General features: G+C 66.7%; 14 protein-coding genes and 2 pseudogenes. 12 read left to right on the top strand and 4 right to left on the bottom strand.

Annotated features, from left to right (window positions below):
- The 9 genes and pseudogenes from MELE44368_RS27170 to MELE44368_RS17495 form a co-directional block, all read left to right on the top strand.
- Positions 1-157, top strand: a pseudogene (locus MELE44368_RS27170) (amidohydrolase family protein); the annotation flags it as partial.
- A 106-nt stretch (positions 158-263) separates the two neighbouring features.
- The gene (locus tag MELE44368_RS17530) at positions 264-1,430 is read left to right on the top strand and encodes an acyl-CoA dehydrogenase family protein (protein ID WP_128109659.1); all 1,167 of its coding nucleotides are present in this window, start codon (positions 264-266) and stop codon (positions 1,428-1,430) included.
- On the top strand, positions 1,430-2,188 hold the full coding sequence (locus MELE44368_RS17525) for an SDR family oxidoreductase (RefSeq protein ID WP_128109658.1): 759 nt from the start codon (positions 1,430-1,432) through the stop codon (positions 2,186-2,188). Before MELE44368_RS17530 ends, MELE44368_RS17525 begins: the two co-directional genes overlap by 1 nt.
- Positions 2,188-3,402: a CaiB/BaiF CoA transferase family protein gene (locus MELE44368_RS17520; protein ID WP_128109657.1), complete on the top strand. Its 1,215-nt coding sequence runs from the start codon at positions 2,188-2,190 to the stop codon at positions 3,400-3,402. The genes MELE44368_RS17525 and MELE44368_RS17520 overlap by 1 nt, the downstream gene beginning before the upstream one ends.
- On the top strand, positions 3,402-4,202 hold the full coding sequence (locus MELE44368_RS17515; protein ID WP_128109656.1) for an enoyl-CoA hydratase/isomerase family protein: 801 nt from the start codon (positions 3,402-3,404) through the stop codon (positions 4,200-4,202). Before MELE44368_RS17520 ends, MELE44368_RS17515 begins: the two co-directional genes overlap by 1 nt.
- A 4-nt stretch (positions 4,203-4,206) precedes the next feature.
- Positions 4,207-5,352 (top strand): thiolase family protein, encoded by a 1,146-nt coding sequence (locus tag MELE44368_RS17510; protein ID WP_128109655.1) that lies wholly within the window; start codon positions 4,207-4,209, stop codon positions 5,350-5,352.
- 38 nt (positions 5,353-5,390) lie between these two features.
- On the top strand, positions 5,391-6,539 hold the full coding sequence (locus tag MELE44368_RS17505) for an acyl-CoA dehydrogenase family protein (RefSeq protein WP_128109654.1): 1,149 nt from the start codon (positions 5,391-5,393) through the stop codon (positions 6,537-6,539).
- Positions 6,540-6,567: 28 nt separating this feature from the next.
- Positions 6,568-6,956: pseudogene (locus MELE44368_RS17500) on the top strand (carboxymuconolactone decarboxylase family protein).
- 1 nt (position 6,957) lies between these two features.
- Complete coding sequence (locus MELE44368_RS17495; protein ID WP_128109653.1) at positions 6,958-7,836, top strand: NAD(P)-dependent oxidoreductase; 879 nt, start codon at positions 6,958-6,960, stop codon at positions 7,834-7,836.
- A 24-nt stretch (positions 7,837-7,860) separates the two neighbouring features.
- On the opposite strand, the gene MELE44368_RS17490 is transcribed toward MELE44368_RS17495, so the two are convergent.
- Both MELE44368_RS17490 and MELE44368_RS17485 read right to left on the bottom strand, forming a co-directional pair.
- The gene (locus MELE44368_RS17490; RefSeq protein WP_128109652.1) at positions 7,861-8,700 is read right to left on the bottom strand and encodes a mycofactocin-coupled SDR family oxidoreductase; all 840 of its coding nucleotides are present in this window, start codon (positions 8,698-8,700) and stop codon (positions 7,861-7,863) included.
- A 129-nt stretch (positions 8,701-8,829) separates the two neighbouring features.
- A complete protein-coding gene (locus MELE44368_RS17485) occupies positions 8,830-9,441 on the bottom strand; it encodes a TetR/AcrR family transcriptional regulator (RefSeq protein WP_128109651.1) in 612 nt (203 codons plus the stop codon).
- Positions 9,442-9,561: 120 nt separating this feature from the next.
- Between MELE44368_RS17485 and MELE44368_RS17480 the strand changes: the two genes are divergently transcribed.
- The 3 genes from MELE44368_RS17480 (at position 9,562) to MELE44368_RS17470 (ending at position 12,081) form a co-directional block, all read left to right on the top strand.
- On the top strand, positions 9,562-10,857 hold the full coding sequence (locus tag MELE44368_RS17480; protein WP_128109650.1) for a cytochrome P450: 1,296 nt from the start codon (positions 9,562-9,564) through the stop codon (positions 10,855-10,857).
- A 106-nt stretch (positions 10,858-10,963) separates the two neighbouring features.
- Complete coding sequence (locus MELE44368_RS17475) at positions 10,964-11,581, top strand: TetR/AcrR family transcriptional regulator (protein ID WP_241566667.1); 618 nt, start codon at positions 10,964-10,966, stop codon at positions 11,579-11,581.
- A complete protein-coding gene (locus MELE44368_RS17470; RefSeq protein ID WP_128109648.1) occupies positions 11,578-12,081 on the top strand; it encodes a hypothetical protein in 504 nt (167 codons plus the stop codon). The genes MELE44368_RS17475 and MELE44368_RS17470 overlap by 4 nt, the downstream gene beginning before the upstream one ends.
- A 78-nt stretch (positions 12,082-12,159) precedes the next feature.
- On the opposite strand, the gene MELE44368_RS17465 is transcribed toward MELE44368_RS17470, so the two are convergent.
- Entirely contained in the window at positions 12,160-13,119 is a 960-nt protein-coding gene (locus tag MELE44368_RS17465; RefSeq protein ID WP_128109666.1) for an NADPH:quinone oxidoreductase family protein, read from the bottom strand.
- A complete protein-coding gene (locus MELE44368_RS17460; RefSeq protein WP_128109665.1) occupies positions 13,119-14,111 on the bottom strand; it encodes a phosphotransferase family protein in 993 nt (330 codons plus the stop codon). The genes MELE44368_RS17465 and MELE44368_RS17460 overlap by 1 nt, the downstream gene beginning before the upstream one ends.
- Positions 14,112-14,139: the final 28 nt, after the last annotated feature.

Here is a 14,139-nt window from a genome sequence, read left to right as displayed (position 1 = left end):
CCACATTCCCAAAGACCAAGCCACCGTCGGCGCCTTGAGGAAGGCCGCCGAGGGTCATGATGTCTCCATCAAAGCCCTGTCAAAAAAGGAAAAGACCGGTGCGTCGTTCACGGATTTCGCCGCGAGTGCCAAGCAGGTGACCGGCAACACGGACTGAGCGGATTCACGGGCTGACTGTGCGCCGGTGCGGGAGATGGCTCGAACGCACCGGCGCACTCGGCTGTGCCGACGACGTAGTGGAGGAGTGAGCAGTGTCGAACGGGATGAGTTTCGAGCTGACCGAGGATCAGGAATTGATCCGCGAGGCCGTCGCCGAATTGGCGGGCAAGTTCGACGACCACTACTGGATGCAGAAGGACCAGGCTCACGAGTTCCCGCAGGAGTTCTACGACGCCATCGCCAAAGGCGGCTGGCTCGGCATGACCATCCCCGAGGAGTACGGCGGCCACGGCCTGGGCATCACCGAGGCCACTCTGCTTCTCGAAGAGGTCGCCCGCTCCGGGGCGGCGATGAACGGCGCCAGCGCCATCCACCTGTCGATCTTCGGGATGCAGCCCGTCGTCAAGCACGGTTCGGACGAACTGAAGGCAGCGACGTTGCCCCGCATCGTCAACGGCGATCTGCACGTCTGCTTCGGGGTCACCGAACCGGGCGCGGGCCTGGACACCTCCCGCATCACCACGTTCGCCAAGCGCGAAGGTGACCACTACCGCGTCAACGGGCGAAAAGTCTGGATCTCCAAGGCTTTGGAGTCGGAGAAGATCCTGCTGCTGACCCGCACCACCCCCTACGACGAGGTCACCAAGAAGACCGACGGCATGACGCTGTTCCTCACCGACCTCGACCGCGACCGCGTGGACATTCGGCCGATCAACAAGATGGGCCGAAACGCGGTGAGCTCCAACGAGGTGTTCATCGACGATCTCATCGTCCCGGTCGAGCACCGGGTCGGTGAGGAGGGCAAGGGGTTCAAGTACATCCTCGACGGGCTGAATCCCGAACGGATGCTGATCGCTGCCGAGGCGCTGGGCATCGGGCGGGTGGCTCTGGAGAAGGCAGTCAAGTACGGCAACGAACGGGTGGTGTTCAACCGGCCGATCGGCATGAACCAGGGGCTGCAGTTCCCGCTGGCCGACTCGCTGGCCCGGCTCGACGCGGCCGAGTTGGTGCTGCGCAAGGCTACATGGTTGTACGACAACGGCAAACCGTGTGGGCGCGAGGCCAATACGGCCAAGTACCTGTGCGCCGACGCCGGCTTCGCCGCCGCCGACCGAGCCCTGCAGCTCCACGGCGGGATGGGGTATTCCGAGGAGTACAACGTGTCGCGGTACTTCCGCGAGTCCCGCCTGATGAAGATCGCGCCGGTCAGCCAGGAGATGATCTTGAACTTCCTGGGCGAACACGTGCTTGGAATGCCGAGGAGCTATTGATGACAGGCTATTTCGACCTCACCGGACGATCAGCGCTGGTCACCGGCGCCGCGGGTGGGATCGGGTCGGCGGTCGCCACCGCGCTTGCCGACGCCGGGGCGGCTGTGCTGGTCACTGACGTCGACAAGGATGGTGCCGCCGCGGTCGCCGAACGCATTTCGAGCGCCGGCGGCCGAGCGGAAGCCGCCGGTCTCGACGTCTCGGATCGGGAATCGGCCGATGCGGCGGCGGCGCAGGCCGCCGCGCTCACGGGTGGCGAACTGCACATCGTCGTCAACAACGCCGGTGTCACCATGCCGGCGATGTTTCCGAAGACCACCCAGGAGTCGTTCCGGCTGCTCTTCGACATCCACGTGATGGGCGCGTTCAACGTGACCCAGGCGGCGCTGCCACACATCCCGACCGACGGCAAAGGCCGTATCGTCAACGTCACGTCGGCCGCGGGCCTCACCGGCACCCTCGGCCAGGTCAACTACTCGGCGGCCAAGGCGGGCATCATCGGATTCACCAAATCCCTTGCCCGCGAACTGGCGACCAAGAGCATCACGGTCAACGCCGTGGCGCCGCTCGCGGCGACACCGATGACGGAGACCATCCGCACCAACGAGAAGTTCGCGGCCAACATGATGAACCGCATCCCGATGAAGCGGTGGGCCGAGCCGGCCGAGGTGGCCGGCGCGTTCGTGTTCATGGCCTCCGACGCGGCGTCCTACATCACCGGACAGGTGCTGCCGGTCGATGGCGGCATGGTGATGTGATGACGTCACAACCGCAGGCACCGCTGTCCGGAATCACGGTGGTGACACTCGAACAGGCGGTGTCGGCGCCGATGTGCACCAGGACGCTCGCCGATTTCGGTGCGCGCGTCATCAAGGTGGAGAACCCCAACGGCGGGGACTTCGCGCGCCATTACGACGACGTGGTCAACGGCCTCGCGGCCCACTTCGTGTGGTGCAACCGCAACAAGGAGTCGGTGACGGTCGACCTGAAAACCACCGAGGGCCTGGATATTCTGCACCGAATGCTGGACAACGCCGATGTGCTGGTGTCCAACCTCACGCCGGGCTCGACCGGTCGGCTCGGTATCACGCCCGCGGAGATGGAAGCGCGGCATCCCGGCGTCATCGCCGTCGAGATCGACGGATACGGTCCGGGCGGACCGTTGTCGCACAAGCGGGCTTACGACCTTTTGATCCAAGCGGAATCGGGCACGTGCGCGGTGACCGGCCAGGCCGGCGCGCCCGCCAAACCCGGGCCCCCGGTCGCCGATGTCTCCGCGGGCCTGCACGCGGCGCTTTCGATCATGGCCATGCTGTATTCGCGTGACACCGGCCGGCGGACGGGCGGTGGCAGCGTCGCGGTCAGCCTGTTCGACACCATGATGGACGTGATGGGCTATCAGCTCACCTACACCCAGCACTCGGGTGTGGACCAGGTGCCGCTGGGCATGGGCTCGCCTGCCGTGGCGCCCTACGGCGCCTACGTCACCGCCGACAAGCAGACGGTGGTGCTCGGCACCACCAACGACCGGGAATGGCAGCGCTTCGCCCGGGAAATCCTGCAGCGCAACGATTTAGCCGATGATGACCGGTTCCGAACCAACGCCGACCGAGTGGCCAACCGGGCCGTCCTCGACGAGGCCATCGCCGACTGGTGCAGCCGGCGGAAGCTCACCGAAGTGCAGGAGATCGCCGACGCCGCGGGCATCGGCAATTCGCGCTACAACCTGCCCAGCGAGGTGGTAGCGCACCCGCACCTGGCCGCACGGAACCGGTGGCGCGAGGTCGACACACCGGCGGGTCCGATCCAGGCGCTGTTGCCGCCCTCCGTCATCGCCGGATTCGAGCAACCCATGGGTGCGGTTCCGGGGTTGGGCCAGCACACGGACTCCGTGCTCGCCGAACTCGGCATCGACGACGACCAGATCGCCGTGCTGCGGAAGCGCGGTGTGATCGGCCCGGCGTACCGCTGATGGCCGGCGACCTCGAACCCGTGCTGTTGTCGACCGACACCGGTGGCGTTCGCACGCTGACGTTGAACAGGCCGGCCCGCAAGAACGCGATCAACCCACAGCTGTGGGAGGAGTTGGCCGACGCGCTGCGTGCGGCCGCGCGGGACACCGAACTTCGGGCGTTGGTGATCACCGGAGCGGGTGGGGCGTTCTGCTCGGGCGCCGACATCTCGACGCCGGAGGACATCCATCCGCGACACAAGCTGCGCCGCCTCACCGAGGTCGCTCTCGCCCTGCACGAGCTGACCGTGCCCACCGTCGCGAAGGTGACCGGCGTGGCCGTCGGCGCCGGCTGGAACCTGGCGCTGGGCTGCGACTTCGTCGTCGCCACGCCCGAATCGCAGTTCTGCCAGATCTTCGCCGACCGGGGCCTGTCCGTGGACCTCGGCGGTTCATGGCTGCTGCCCAAGCTGGTCGGTCTGCAGCAGGCCAAGCGATTGGTGCTGCTGGCCGACACCATCGACGCCGAGGAGGCGCGGGCGCTGGGCCTGGTGACCTGGGTCAAGAGGGCGGAGGAGATCGACGCTTTCGTCGCCGAGCTGGCCGATCGGCTTGCGGCGGGACCACCGGTTGCGCTGGCGCAAAGCAAGGCGCTGCTCAACGACGGCGCCAACGTGACGTTGCGGGAGGCGTTGGCCAACGAGGCGCGGGCTCAACCGGGTAACTTCGCCACCGAGGACGCAACGGAGGCATACGCGGCGTTCGCCGCGAAACGAGCGGCAAAGTTCACGGGTCGATGGGCCGTGCCGAGATCGGAGTGACAAGATGCGTGAAACCGTAATCGTCGAGGCGGTTCGCACCCCCGTCGGGAAACGCAACGGCGGGCTGTCTGAGATACACGCGGCAGACTTGTCCGCGATCGTGCTCAACGCGCTGGTGGAGCGGGCCGGCATCGAACCCGACATCGTCGACGACGTGGTGTGGGGCTGCGTCTCCCAGGTCGGTGACCAGTCCAGCAACATCGGTCGGTACTCGGTGCTGGCCGCGGGGTGGCCGGAGAAGATTCCCGGCACGACGGTCAACCGTGCCTGCGGGTCCAGCCAGCAGGCGCTGGACTTCGCGGTCCATGCCGTGATGTCGGGTCAGCAGGATGTGGTGATCGCCGGTGGCGTCGAGGTGATGAGCCGGGTGCCGCTGGGCGCCGCGCGGGCCACCGGGATGCCGTACGGCCCGAAAGTTCTTGACCGCTATAAGGATTTCTCGTTCAACCAGGGCATCTCGGCCGAGATGATCGCGCAGAAGTGGGGGTTCTCGCGGACCCGACTCGACGAGTATGCGGTGCGCTCACACGAACTGGCCGCCGCCGCGCAGGACAGCGGCGCTTTTGAGGCGCAGATCATGCCGGTGTTCACCGGAGGTGAGCCGGTGGTGGCCGACGAGGGTGTGCGGCGGGGCAGCACCGTCGAGAAGCTCGCGGGGCTCAAGCCCGCGTTTCAGGAGGACGGCGTCATCCACGCCGGCAACTCGTCACAGATCTCCGACGGGGCGGCGGCGCTGTTGGTGATGACGGCCGAGAACGCGATCGCGCTGGGGTTGCGGCCGTTGGCGCGTTACCGCGCCGGGGCGGTCACCGGCGCCGATCCCGTACTGATGCTGACGGGGCCGATCCCGGCCACCGAGATGGTCCTGCGTAAGGCAGGCGTCGCGCTCGACGAAGTCGGCGTGTTCGAGGTCAACGAGGCCTTCGCCCCCGTGCCGCTGGCCTGGCTTGCCGAGACGGGTGCCGACGCAGACAAGCTCAACCCGTTGGGTGGAGCGATCGCCCTGGGCCATCCGTTGGGTGCCTCGGGTGCGGTGCTGATGACCCGCATGCTCTATCACATGCGCGACAACGGGATTCGGTTCGGGTTGCAGACGATGTGCGAAGGTGGCGGCACCGCGAACGCCACCCTGGTAGAGCTCATCGCGTAGCGGTCGGGCGAGAACTCATCGCGAAGGAAGGACACCGCGTGCGCAGAGACCTGTTCACCGACGACCACGAGGCATTCCGCGAACTGGCGCGCGACTTCGTCGACAAGGAGGTGGTTCCGCACTATCCGGAGTGGGAGAAGGGCGGCCGGATGCCCCGCGACGTCTTCAAGCAGATGGGCGCGCTGGGCATGCTCGGGATGGCGATCCCCGAGGAGTACGGGGGCGGCGGCACACCGGACTACCGCTACAACGTGGTGCTGCAGGAGGAGGCGGCTCGTGCGCTGGTCACTCTGTCGACCGTGCGCACCCAGTTGGAGGTGATCCTGCCGTACTTCTTGCACTACGCGAACGAAGATCAGCGCGAGCGGTGGTTCCCCGGCCTCGCGGCAGGCACGTTGTTGACCGCCATCGCGATGACGGAGCCGGGCACCGGGTCAGACTTGGCGGGTATGCGCACCACCGCGGTACGCGACGGCGACGAGTGGATCCTCAACGGCGCCAAGACGTTCATCACCGGCGGCATGCAGGCCGACCTGGTGATCGTGGTGGCGCGCACCTCGACCGACCCGGACAACCGCCGCAAAGGCCTGACGTTGTTCGTCGTCGAGGACGGCATGGAGGGGTTCACCCGAGGCCGTGAGCTGGAGAAGATGGGCTGCAAGGTCCAAGACACCGCGGAGCTGTCGTTCGTCGACGTGCGGGTGCCGGCGGCCAACATGCTGGGGGAGGAGGGCGAGGCGTTCGGCTACCTCGGCCACAACCTGCCCCAGGAACGGCTGACGGTCGCCGTCGGATCGGTGTGTCAGGCGCGGTCGGCGATCGCCGCGGCCATCGACTACACCAAGAACCGCAAGGCATTCGGCACTCCGGTGGCTTCCTTCCAGAACACGAAGTTCGAGTTGGCGGCGTGTTCGACGGAAGTCGAAGCCGCCCAGGCGATGCTGGACCGTGCGGTGAGCCTGCACGTCGAAGGCGAACTCTCGGGAGCCGACGCCGCACGCGTGAAACTGTTCTGCACCGAGATGCAGGCCCGGGTGGTGGATCGCTGCCTGCAGTTGTTCGGTGGTTACGGCTACATGATGGAGTATCCGATCGCGCGCCTCTACACCGACGCGCGGGTGGCCCGCATCTACGCGGGCACCAGCGAGGTGATGAAGGTGATCATCGCCAAATCGCTGGGCCTCTGACACATCTCGGACGGCGAAACGGAGCGGAATGGACCAGCATACCTTCGACAAGGGATCCAGAATCCGCGCCGAGGTGCTGGGCACGGACTACGTCACCGGCGCCACCCGTGACGCCGACGAGTTCAACAAGCCCATGCAAGATTTGGTCACCGAGTACTGCTGGGGAGCGGTGTGGGGCGGGATGAGTTGCCGCGCAAGACGCGAAGCATGCTCAACCTGGCCATGATCTCGGTGCTCAATCGACCGCACGAGTTGCGCACGCACATCCGTGGTGCGTTGAACAACGGTGTGACACGCGAGGAGATCCGCGAGATATTCCTGCAAGTCGCCGTCTACGCCGGCGTTCCCGCGGTCGTCGACAGCTTCCGGCAGGCCCGCGAGGTGTTCGCCGCCGTGGACAGCAAACAAGGACAATAACGTGACGCTGGGGCTTATCGGCTTGGGCCGCATGGGGTTACCGATGGCCCGGCGCCTCGTCGGGGCCGACCACGAGCTCGTCGTGTACGACACCCGCGGCGACGCGGTACGCGCCGCGGTCGAATTCGGTGCGCAGCCGGCATCGTCACCTCGTGAGGTGGCCGATGCCGCTGACACGGTGCTCGTGAGCCTGCCGACTCCGCAGGCCTCGCTCGAGGTGGCGCGCGGGGCCGCGGACGGCGCCCGGATAACGCGGTTCGTCGATCTGTCGACCGTCGGCAGCGAGGTCTCCCGCACCATCCATCAGGCGTTGCAGGCGAAGAGCATCGCAGCTCTGGACAGCCCGGTCAGCGGCGGGGTGGCCGGAGCGACCAACGGCACCCTGACGCTCATGGTGTCCGGGTCACACGCCGAGTTCGAGGCGTTGACACCGGTTTTCGAAACCCTGGGCCGCGCGATCTACGTCGGTGACAAGCCGGGTTCGGCTCAGACGATGAAGCTGCTGAACAACCTGATGGCGGCAGCCGCGTTGGCCGCGACCTCAGAAGTCGTCGTCATGGGCGTCAAGGCCGGTCTTGATCCGCACCTGATGATCGACGTACTCAACGCCGGCTCCGGCGGGACCCACGCCAGCCGGGACAAGTTTCCCCGGTCGGTCCTGCCCCGCACCTTCGACTACGGCTTCGCCACCGGTCTCATGGTCAAGGACGTCCGGCTCTACCTCGAAGAGGCCCAGCGGCTCGGCATCGTCGGCCCGATCGCGGCGGCCGTCGCCGAGCAATGGGAGGCCACGCTGCGCGCAGAAGGCGCCGACTCCGACTTCACCGCGGTCATCAAACCCATCGAGCGCGCTGCCGGGGTCGTTGTCGACGGCCGATGACCGCGGTCACGGCAGCGCTCGCCGTTATTTGAGCATGCTGCCGGCGTCGACCGTGACGGGAAGGCCGGTGATATAACGCGATTCGTCGGAGGCCAGGAACAGCACCGCGTTGCTCACATCGCGTGGTTCGACCCAGCCGACGGGCAGCACATGCATGAACTGCGCTGCGACGGCGAGATCATCGACGCCGGGGTTCTCTAGGTCCGGACGGAACAGCTTCATCGTTCCCTCGTTCATGAACAGCGGTGTGTTCACGTTGGTGGGGCAGACCGCGTTGACCCGGATCGAGTGCTGCCCGAGCTCGACGGCGAAGGTGCGCATCAGCCCGATGACGCCGTGCTTGGCGGCGATGTAGTGACCGGTGTGCGGATACGGCTTGAGGCCGCCGACCGAGCTCGTCAGGATGATCGAGCCCCCACGTCCACCGGAAAGAATGTGCGGAACAGCGGCTTTGACGCTCTTCCAGACGCCGGACAGGTTGACGTCGATCATGTCGCGCCAGTCGTCCTCGCTGGTCCTGTCGAGCGTGTTGCCACCGTTGCCGATGCCGGCGTTGGCGACGACGATGTCCAGCCGGCCCAACTGTTCCACGCCGCTGTCCACCACTGCCTTCAGCGCGTCATAGTCGCGGACGTCGACCTCTGCGGTGATGATCCGGCGATTCAGATTCTTGACGAGGTCGGCGGTTTCGGCGAGGTCGTCGGGTGTTGCCCACGGTATGTCGCTGTTGCTGCTGATCTGCTTGCACACGTCGACGGCGATGATGTCGGCGCCCTCCTCGGCCAGGCGGACCGCATGGCTTCGGCCCTGCCCCCGTGCCGCCCCGGTGATGAACGCAACCTTGCCCTCGACGCGCCCGCGCATGTTTCCTCCTCGGTTCCGGCCCCTGAATTTGTCGACCGATCAGGAGCTTGTCACCGACAGCCTTCGGGTGTCAACCGGTCGATTTCGGCGGCGGTGATCGGTGAATTGCCTCAGACGCGTGGCCGGCTGCTAGCCCTGGGCCGTCGTCGTGGATTTCGCGGCGGGAAGTGCGGCCGCGAGAAGATCCAACTGACGTTCCATGAACGCGCGCAGCTCGTCGTGGCCCAGGTGGACCCCGACGGCGCTCTCGTTGCACAGGCTGCGTGCGGTCTGGGCGATGAGCATCGAGACCGCGACGGGCGGATACTCGTCGAGGTCGACCCCCCTGGCGCGCAGCGCGACGGTGACGGCCGCGGTCTCGATGTCGCGCACCCGCTCCGCATACGCTTTGAGCTCTTTGCGAATTGCCTTGCGGTGGTTGGCCAACGCCATGAACTCGGTGTTCAGTCCCGTCAGCCGCAGGTCGCTGTTCATGGACCACAGCGTGCGCAACGGGTCCGAATCGGTGAGGGCGGCGCGCATGCGTTGCAGCGATGCTTCAGCGCCGGCGCGCAGTACCTCGACGTACAGGTCGTCCATCGTCGGGAAGTAGTAGTAGACCAGGGCCTGCTTGACGCCGGCCGCCGCCGCGACGCGTCGAGAGGTCGCCGCGGCGTAGCCCTCCTCGCGCATGATCTGCGCGGTCGCCTCGATCAACCGTTGCCGCGCGCCGGTGTCGGCGGCTTTGGCCTTGCTCGGCATCGCGCTAAACCCCCGAATGATCGCTTGACCGTCCGTCGCGGCCCGTGGTACGCATAGCGCATCGTAGCAGTTTTGTCGATCGACCAAGATTATGGCGGTGGGCGCGGAAAGGACCGGTCCGTGACAGATTTCGCATCCGTCGACTACTTCTCCGACCAGGCGATCAGCCAGGATCCTTACGAGTACTGGGAATACCTGCGCACACAGGGCCCGGTGGTCCGTGAACCCAACCACGGAGTCGTCGCCGTCGTCGGCTACCAGGAAGTGCTGGCGGCGTTCAAAGATCACGACTCGTTCTCCGCGGTCAACGCGATCGGCGGGCCGTTCCCGCCGCTGCCGTTCGAGCCGCGCGGCGACGACATCACCGAACAGATCGAGGCGCATCGCCACCTGTTTCCGATCCACGAGCACCTGGTCGTGATGGATCCTCCCGCGCACACGCGGGCCCGGTCACTGCTGACCAAGCTGCTGACCCCGAAGCGCCTGAAGGAGAACGAGGACTTCATGTGGCAGCTGGTCGACAATCAGATCGACCAGTTCATCGCCAACCGACGATGCGAGTTCCTCGCCGAGTACGCAAAGCCTTTCGCCACCTCGGCGATCATCGACCTGCTCGGGGTGCCCGAAGAGGATCGCCCCGAGTTCCTTGCCGCGCTCGGCGTCGAGCAGCGCTACGGCACTCAGGTGGGGGCACTCGACGGCGCGCCGGTGGGACGCGACCCCCTGCAGTACCTGGATGACAAGTTCGCCGGCTACCTCGCCGACCGACGCCGGGACCCCCGCGACGACGTGCTGTCCTCGATGGCGACCGCCGCCTACCCCGACGGTTCGACACCGGAGCTGATCGAAGTGGTCAAACCGGCGACGTTCCTGTTCGCCGCCGGTCAGGAGACGGTCACCAAGCTGCTGAGCGCGGCCGTGCAGACGTTGGGTGATCGTCCGGAGTTCCAGCAGCTACTGCGGGACGAGCCGAAGCGCATTCCGGCATTCATCGAAGAGGCGATGCGGATGCACGCCCCGACGAAGGTCGACTTCCGCCTCGTCCGCAAGACCGCCACCCTGGGCGACATGCACCTACCTGCCGGCACGATCGTGATGCTGTGTCTGGGCGCCGCCAACCGCGATCCGGGCAAGTTCGACAACCCGAACGAGTTTCGCCTGGACCGCAAGAACGTGCGCGAGCACCTCTCGTTCGGCCGCGGCATCCACTCCTGCGCCGGCGCACCGCTGGCCCGCGTCGAGGGCCAGATCACCGTTCGCCGGCTCCTGGACCGCATGGACGACATCAGGATCGACGAAGCCGCGCACGGTCCCGCGGGCCACCGACGCTATGCCTACGAGCCGACGTTTCTGCTGCGCGGCCTCACCGAACTGCACATCGAGTTCACGCCGAAGGAGCCGGCCAACGCGGGCTGACCAGCGGTGTGACGGCCGCCCAAATCTTTTTGCGCTGAGACCCTTGTCACAGCCGGCAAACCTACCTACTGTGTGTTCACTAGGTTGGTTGAACCGAAAGGTTTACGTGACGACGGAGTCAGGCTCGAGGCCATACGAGACGCTCCTCGCCAAGGGCGAGGACCGTCGGCAGCGGATTCTCGCCGTGGCCGAGCGACTGCTGGCGCGCAACGGATGGCGCAACACGTCGTTGGCCCAGATCGCGAAGGAAGCGGGCGTCACCCCGGCGGGTCTCCTGCACCACTTCGAGTCGAAGGAACAGCTGCTCAACGCTGTGCTCGACGCCCGCGACGCCGACGATGCCATTCACGCCGACTACCGGTCGGGCGACCTCGTCAGCGAGCTCAGCCGCGTGCCGGAGCGGTTCGAGCGGGCACCCGACCTCATCGGCACCTACACCGTGCTGCTGGTCGAGAACATCGCGCCCGAAGCGCCGCTGCACGACCGGCTGCACCAGCGCTACCGCGACGCCATCGACATCATCACCAAGATCATCAAGCGCGGACAGCGCGACGGCATTTATCGCAAGGACGTCGAAGCGGCCAACAAGGCCGTGGAAATTCTCGCCTTCATCACCGGAATGGAGACCTCATGGTTGCTCGATCGATCAATCCCGCTGAGCGAGGTGTTCAAGGAGTACGCGGAGTCACTGGCTCGCGAACTCGCACCCAGGGACCCGAAATGAGATACCGGCTCGATGTCGTCGCTCCCACCGTCCTCGACGCGGTGAAGTACGCGGGCGGCTGGGTGTACGACCGGGCGATGGCCGGCTGGGATGTCACCGTTCTGATCGCCAACCCCGGCGACGTCCGACCGCTGCACATTCTCGGCGCCGAGACACTCGATCTGGGCTCCGTGCTCAGCGCATGGGAAGACCGGCCCCACCCGCAGACCGTCGCCGTCGCCGCCGATCTCGTCGACCGCGACCCGCGGGTGCTGGCCCATGTCCGCAACGCACTCGATCAGAGCGCGACCGAGGTGACCGTGTGGGGGGAGCGGCTGCCGGCGGAACTGGATCGCAGCGTCGATTCCGTCCAGCACCGGTTGAGCGCGGCCGCGCGCGCCTTCAAGGCCAAGGCGCTCTCGGCCGCCGACGACGCGGCTGAGGTGGGTGTCGGTCACATCGAGACCTTCCGCAGCGGCATGATGGCCTCGGTTGCGTCGGATCTGATTCCGGCCAGCTGACCTTTACCGCGAAACTGCAATCTGGCAGAGAAACTGCGAGTGGCGGCCTGCAGGGATGCAGTTTCGCGGAAGACGGCCCTAGGTGAGGTCGATGAGCACCTTGCCGACGGCGCGGCCGTCGGCGACATGGCGCAGCGCCCGCACCGTTTCCGCCAAGGGGTAGACGGCGCCGACGTGCGGGCGGACGCGGCCGCTGACGAGGTGCTCGCCCAGTTCGGCCTCGTTGCGCTCGAACTCGTCGGGCGGCACGTCCTGAAAGTGAAACCCGAGCACGTGAACGCCCTTGACCAACACCAGGTTCAGCGGAATCCGGGGGATTACGCCTGAGGCGTAGCCGACCGTGACGAACCGTCCACCTCGTCGCAGCGAGCGCAATGCCGGTTCGGCTAGCTCACCGCCGACCGGGTCCACGACCGCGCTGGCTCCGTCGGGTACGGCGTCGCGCAGCGCATCGCGGAGGTCGCCCGATCGATGGTTGACGATGTTCGCCGCGCCGTAGGACTGTGCGGCGGCGAGCTTTTCGTCGGTGGAGGCGACCGCGGTGACCGATGCGCCCAGCAGCACGCCGAGTTGGACGGCGGCCAGCCCGACACCGCCGCCCGCGCCGAGCACGACGACCTCGTCACCGGAGTGCACGCGCGCCATCGACCTCAGCGTGTGGTAGGCGGTGCGGTATGCCACCCCGAACGCGGCGGCGGTGCGGTCGTCGACGCCGTCGGGCGTGCGGGACAGGCTCGCCGCGGGCACGACAACCTCCTCGGCGAACGCCCCGTACATGCCCGCGCCGCTGACCCGGTCTCCGACGCCGAACCCTTCTGCGCCGGATTCCACGACGACGCCGGCGAACTCGCTGCCGGGCACGAACGGCGGTGGCACGCTGACCTGATACTGGTTGGCGATCAACAACACGTCGGGGTAGTTGACCGCCGCGGCGTTGACCCGGACCCTGACCTGACCCGCGTCCACCGGAGGTGACGGGCGCTGCTCGATACGGACCACTTCGGGCGCCCCGTAGTCGGGGCATACGGCGACGCGGATCATCTGTAGTCGCTGGATTCGGCGAGATCGGCCGCCGACCGCATCAACTCGACGATGACGGGTCCGTAGGCGAGCAACTTCTCGTCGTCACCGGCCCGCTGGAAGCCTTGCTCGAGCACGATCGCCAGCTTCCACTTGGCCAGCACCAGGTAGTAGTCCAGGTCGTCGACCTGGCGGCCGGACAACTCGGCGTAGTGCTCGACTACCTGTGTGCGAGAGGGCATACCGCGCATATCGACGTAGCTCATCTCGGATTCCGTTGGTGCGTCGGTGTTCTCCGGCCAACTCTGCACCATCCAGGCCAGGTCGAGTTTCGGATCGCCCACCGTGCCCATCTCCCAGTCCACGATGGCGGCGAGTTGCGCCGGCGCGCCGTGACGATACATCACGTTGGCGAACTGGTAGTCGCCGTGCATCAGGCCCGGGTGGTAATCCAGCGGCCGGTGGGTTCGCAGCCACTCGGTCGCGACCTCGATGCCGTCGATTTCGCGGCCCTTGATCCGCTCGAAGAACTTTGTCCAGCGGTCGACTTGGCGTTCGTGAAAGCCATCTGGACGACCGAGGTCCGCCAGCCCTCTGGCTTTCCAATCGACTTTGGACAGCAGCGCGATGCCTTCGGCGAGTTGGTAGGCCAGGCCGGCACGCGACTCGCGGTCGCTGTCGAACGGTTCGGGCCATCGGCGGTCGTCCAGACCCATCGGGGACCACCCGTCCACGTAACCCATGAGATAGAACGGTCGGCCCAACACCGTCGAGTCGGTGCACACTCCGACCGCCTTGGTATGCGGCACCTCGGTGCCGTCGAGCGCCTCGATGATCCGCCACTCGCGAAGGATGCCCTTGTCACGGTCCGGCGGGGCCCCGGCCGGGGGCATGCGTAACACGCAGCGTTCGTCGCCGCGACGCAGTTCATAGATCACGTTCTGGGTGCCGCCGGACAGCAGGCGGGTCTGCAGCGGTTCGTCCCTGCCCGGCAGCCCGGCATCGTCCATCCACTGCGCGAGCCGCGCGACGTCCAGG

Source organism: Mycolicibacterium elephantis DSM 44368 (assembly GCF_004014805.1).
Classification (GTDB): Bacteria; Actinomycetota; Actinomycetes; order Mycobacteriales; family Mycobacteriaceae; genus Mycobacterium; species Mycobacterium elephantis.
Note: the sequence above shows the minus strand (reverse complement) of the source record. Positions and strands in the feature narration are given on the sequence as shown.

What these genes read in the sequence shown, in the direction of transcription:
- MELE44368_RS17510 (WP_128109655.1), top strand. Translation starts at nt 4,207, where the DNA reads ATGCGTGAAACCGTAATCGTCGAGGCGGTTCGCACCCCCGTCGGGAAA.
- MELE44368_RS17530 (WP_128109659.1), top strand. Translation starts at nt 264, where the DNA reads ATGAGTTTCGAGCTGACCGAGGATCAGGAATTGATCCGCGAGGCCGTC.
- MELE44368_RS17490 (WP_128109652.1), bottom strand. Translation starts at nt 8,700, where the DNA reads ATGCGCGGGCGCGTCGAGGGCAAGGTTGCGTTCATCACCGGGGCGGCA.
- MELE44368_RS17520 (WP_128109657.1), top strand. Translation starts at nt 2,188, where the DNA reads ATGACGTCACAACCGCAGGCACCGCTGTCCGGAATCACGGTGGTGACA.
- MELE44368_RS17485 (WP_128109651.1), bottom strand. Translation starts at nt 9,441, where the DNA reads ATGCCGAGCAAGGCCAAAGCCGCCGACACCGGCGCGCGGCAACGGTTG.
- MELE44368_RS17515 (WP_128109656.1), top strand. Translation starts at nt 3,402, where the DNA reads ATGGCCGGCGACCTCGAACCCGTGCTGTTGTCGACCGACACCGGTGGC.
- MELE44368_RS17525 (WP_128109658.1), top strand. Translation starts at nt 1,430, where the DNA reads ATGACAGGCTATTTCGACCTCACCGGACGATCAGCGCTGGTCACCGGC.
- MELE44368_RS17460 (WP_128109665.1), bottom strand. Translation starts at nt 14,111, where the DNA reads ATGGACGATGCCGGGCTGCCGGGCAGGGACGAACCGCTGCAGACCCGC.
- MELE44368_RS17470 (WP_128109648.1), top strand. Translation starts at nt 11,578, where the DNA reads ATGAGATACCGGCTCGATGTCGTCGCTCCCACCGTCCTCGACGCGGTG.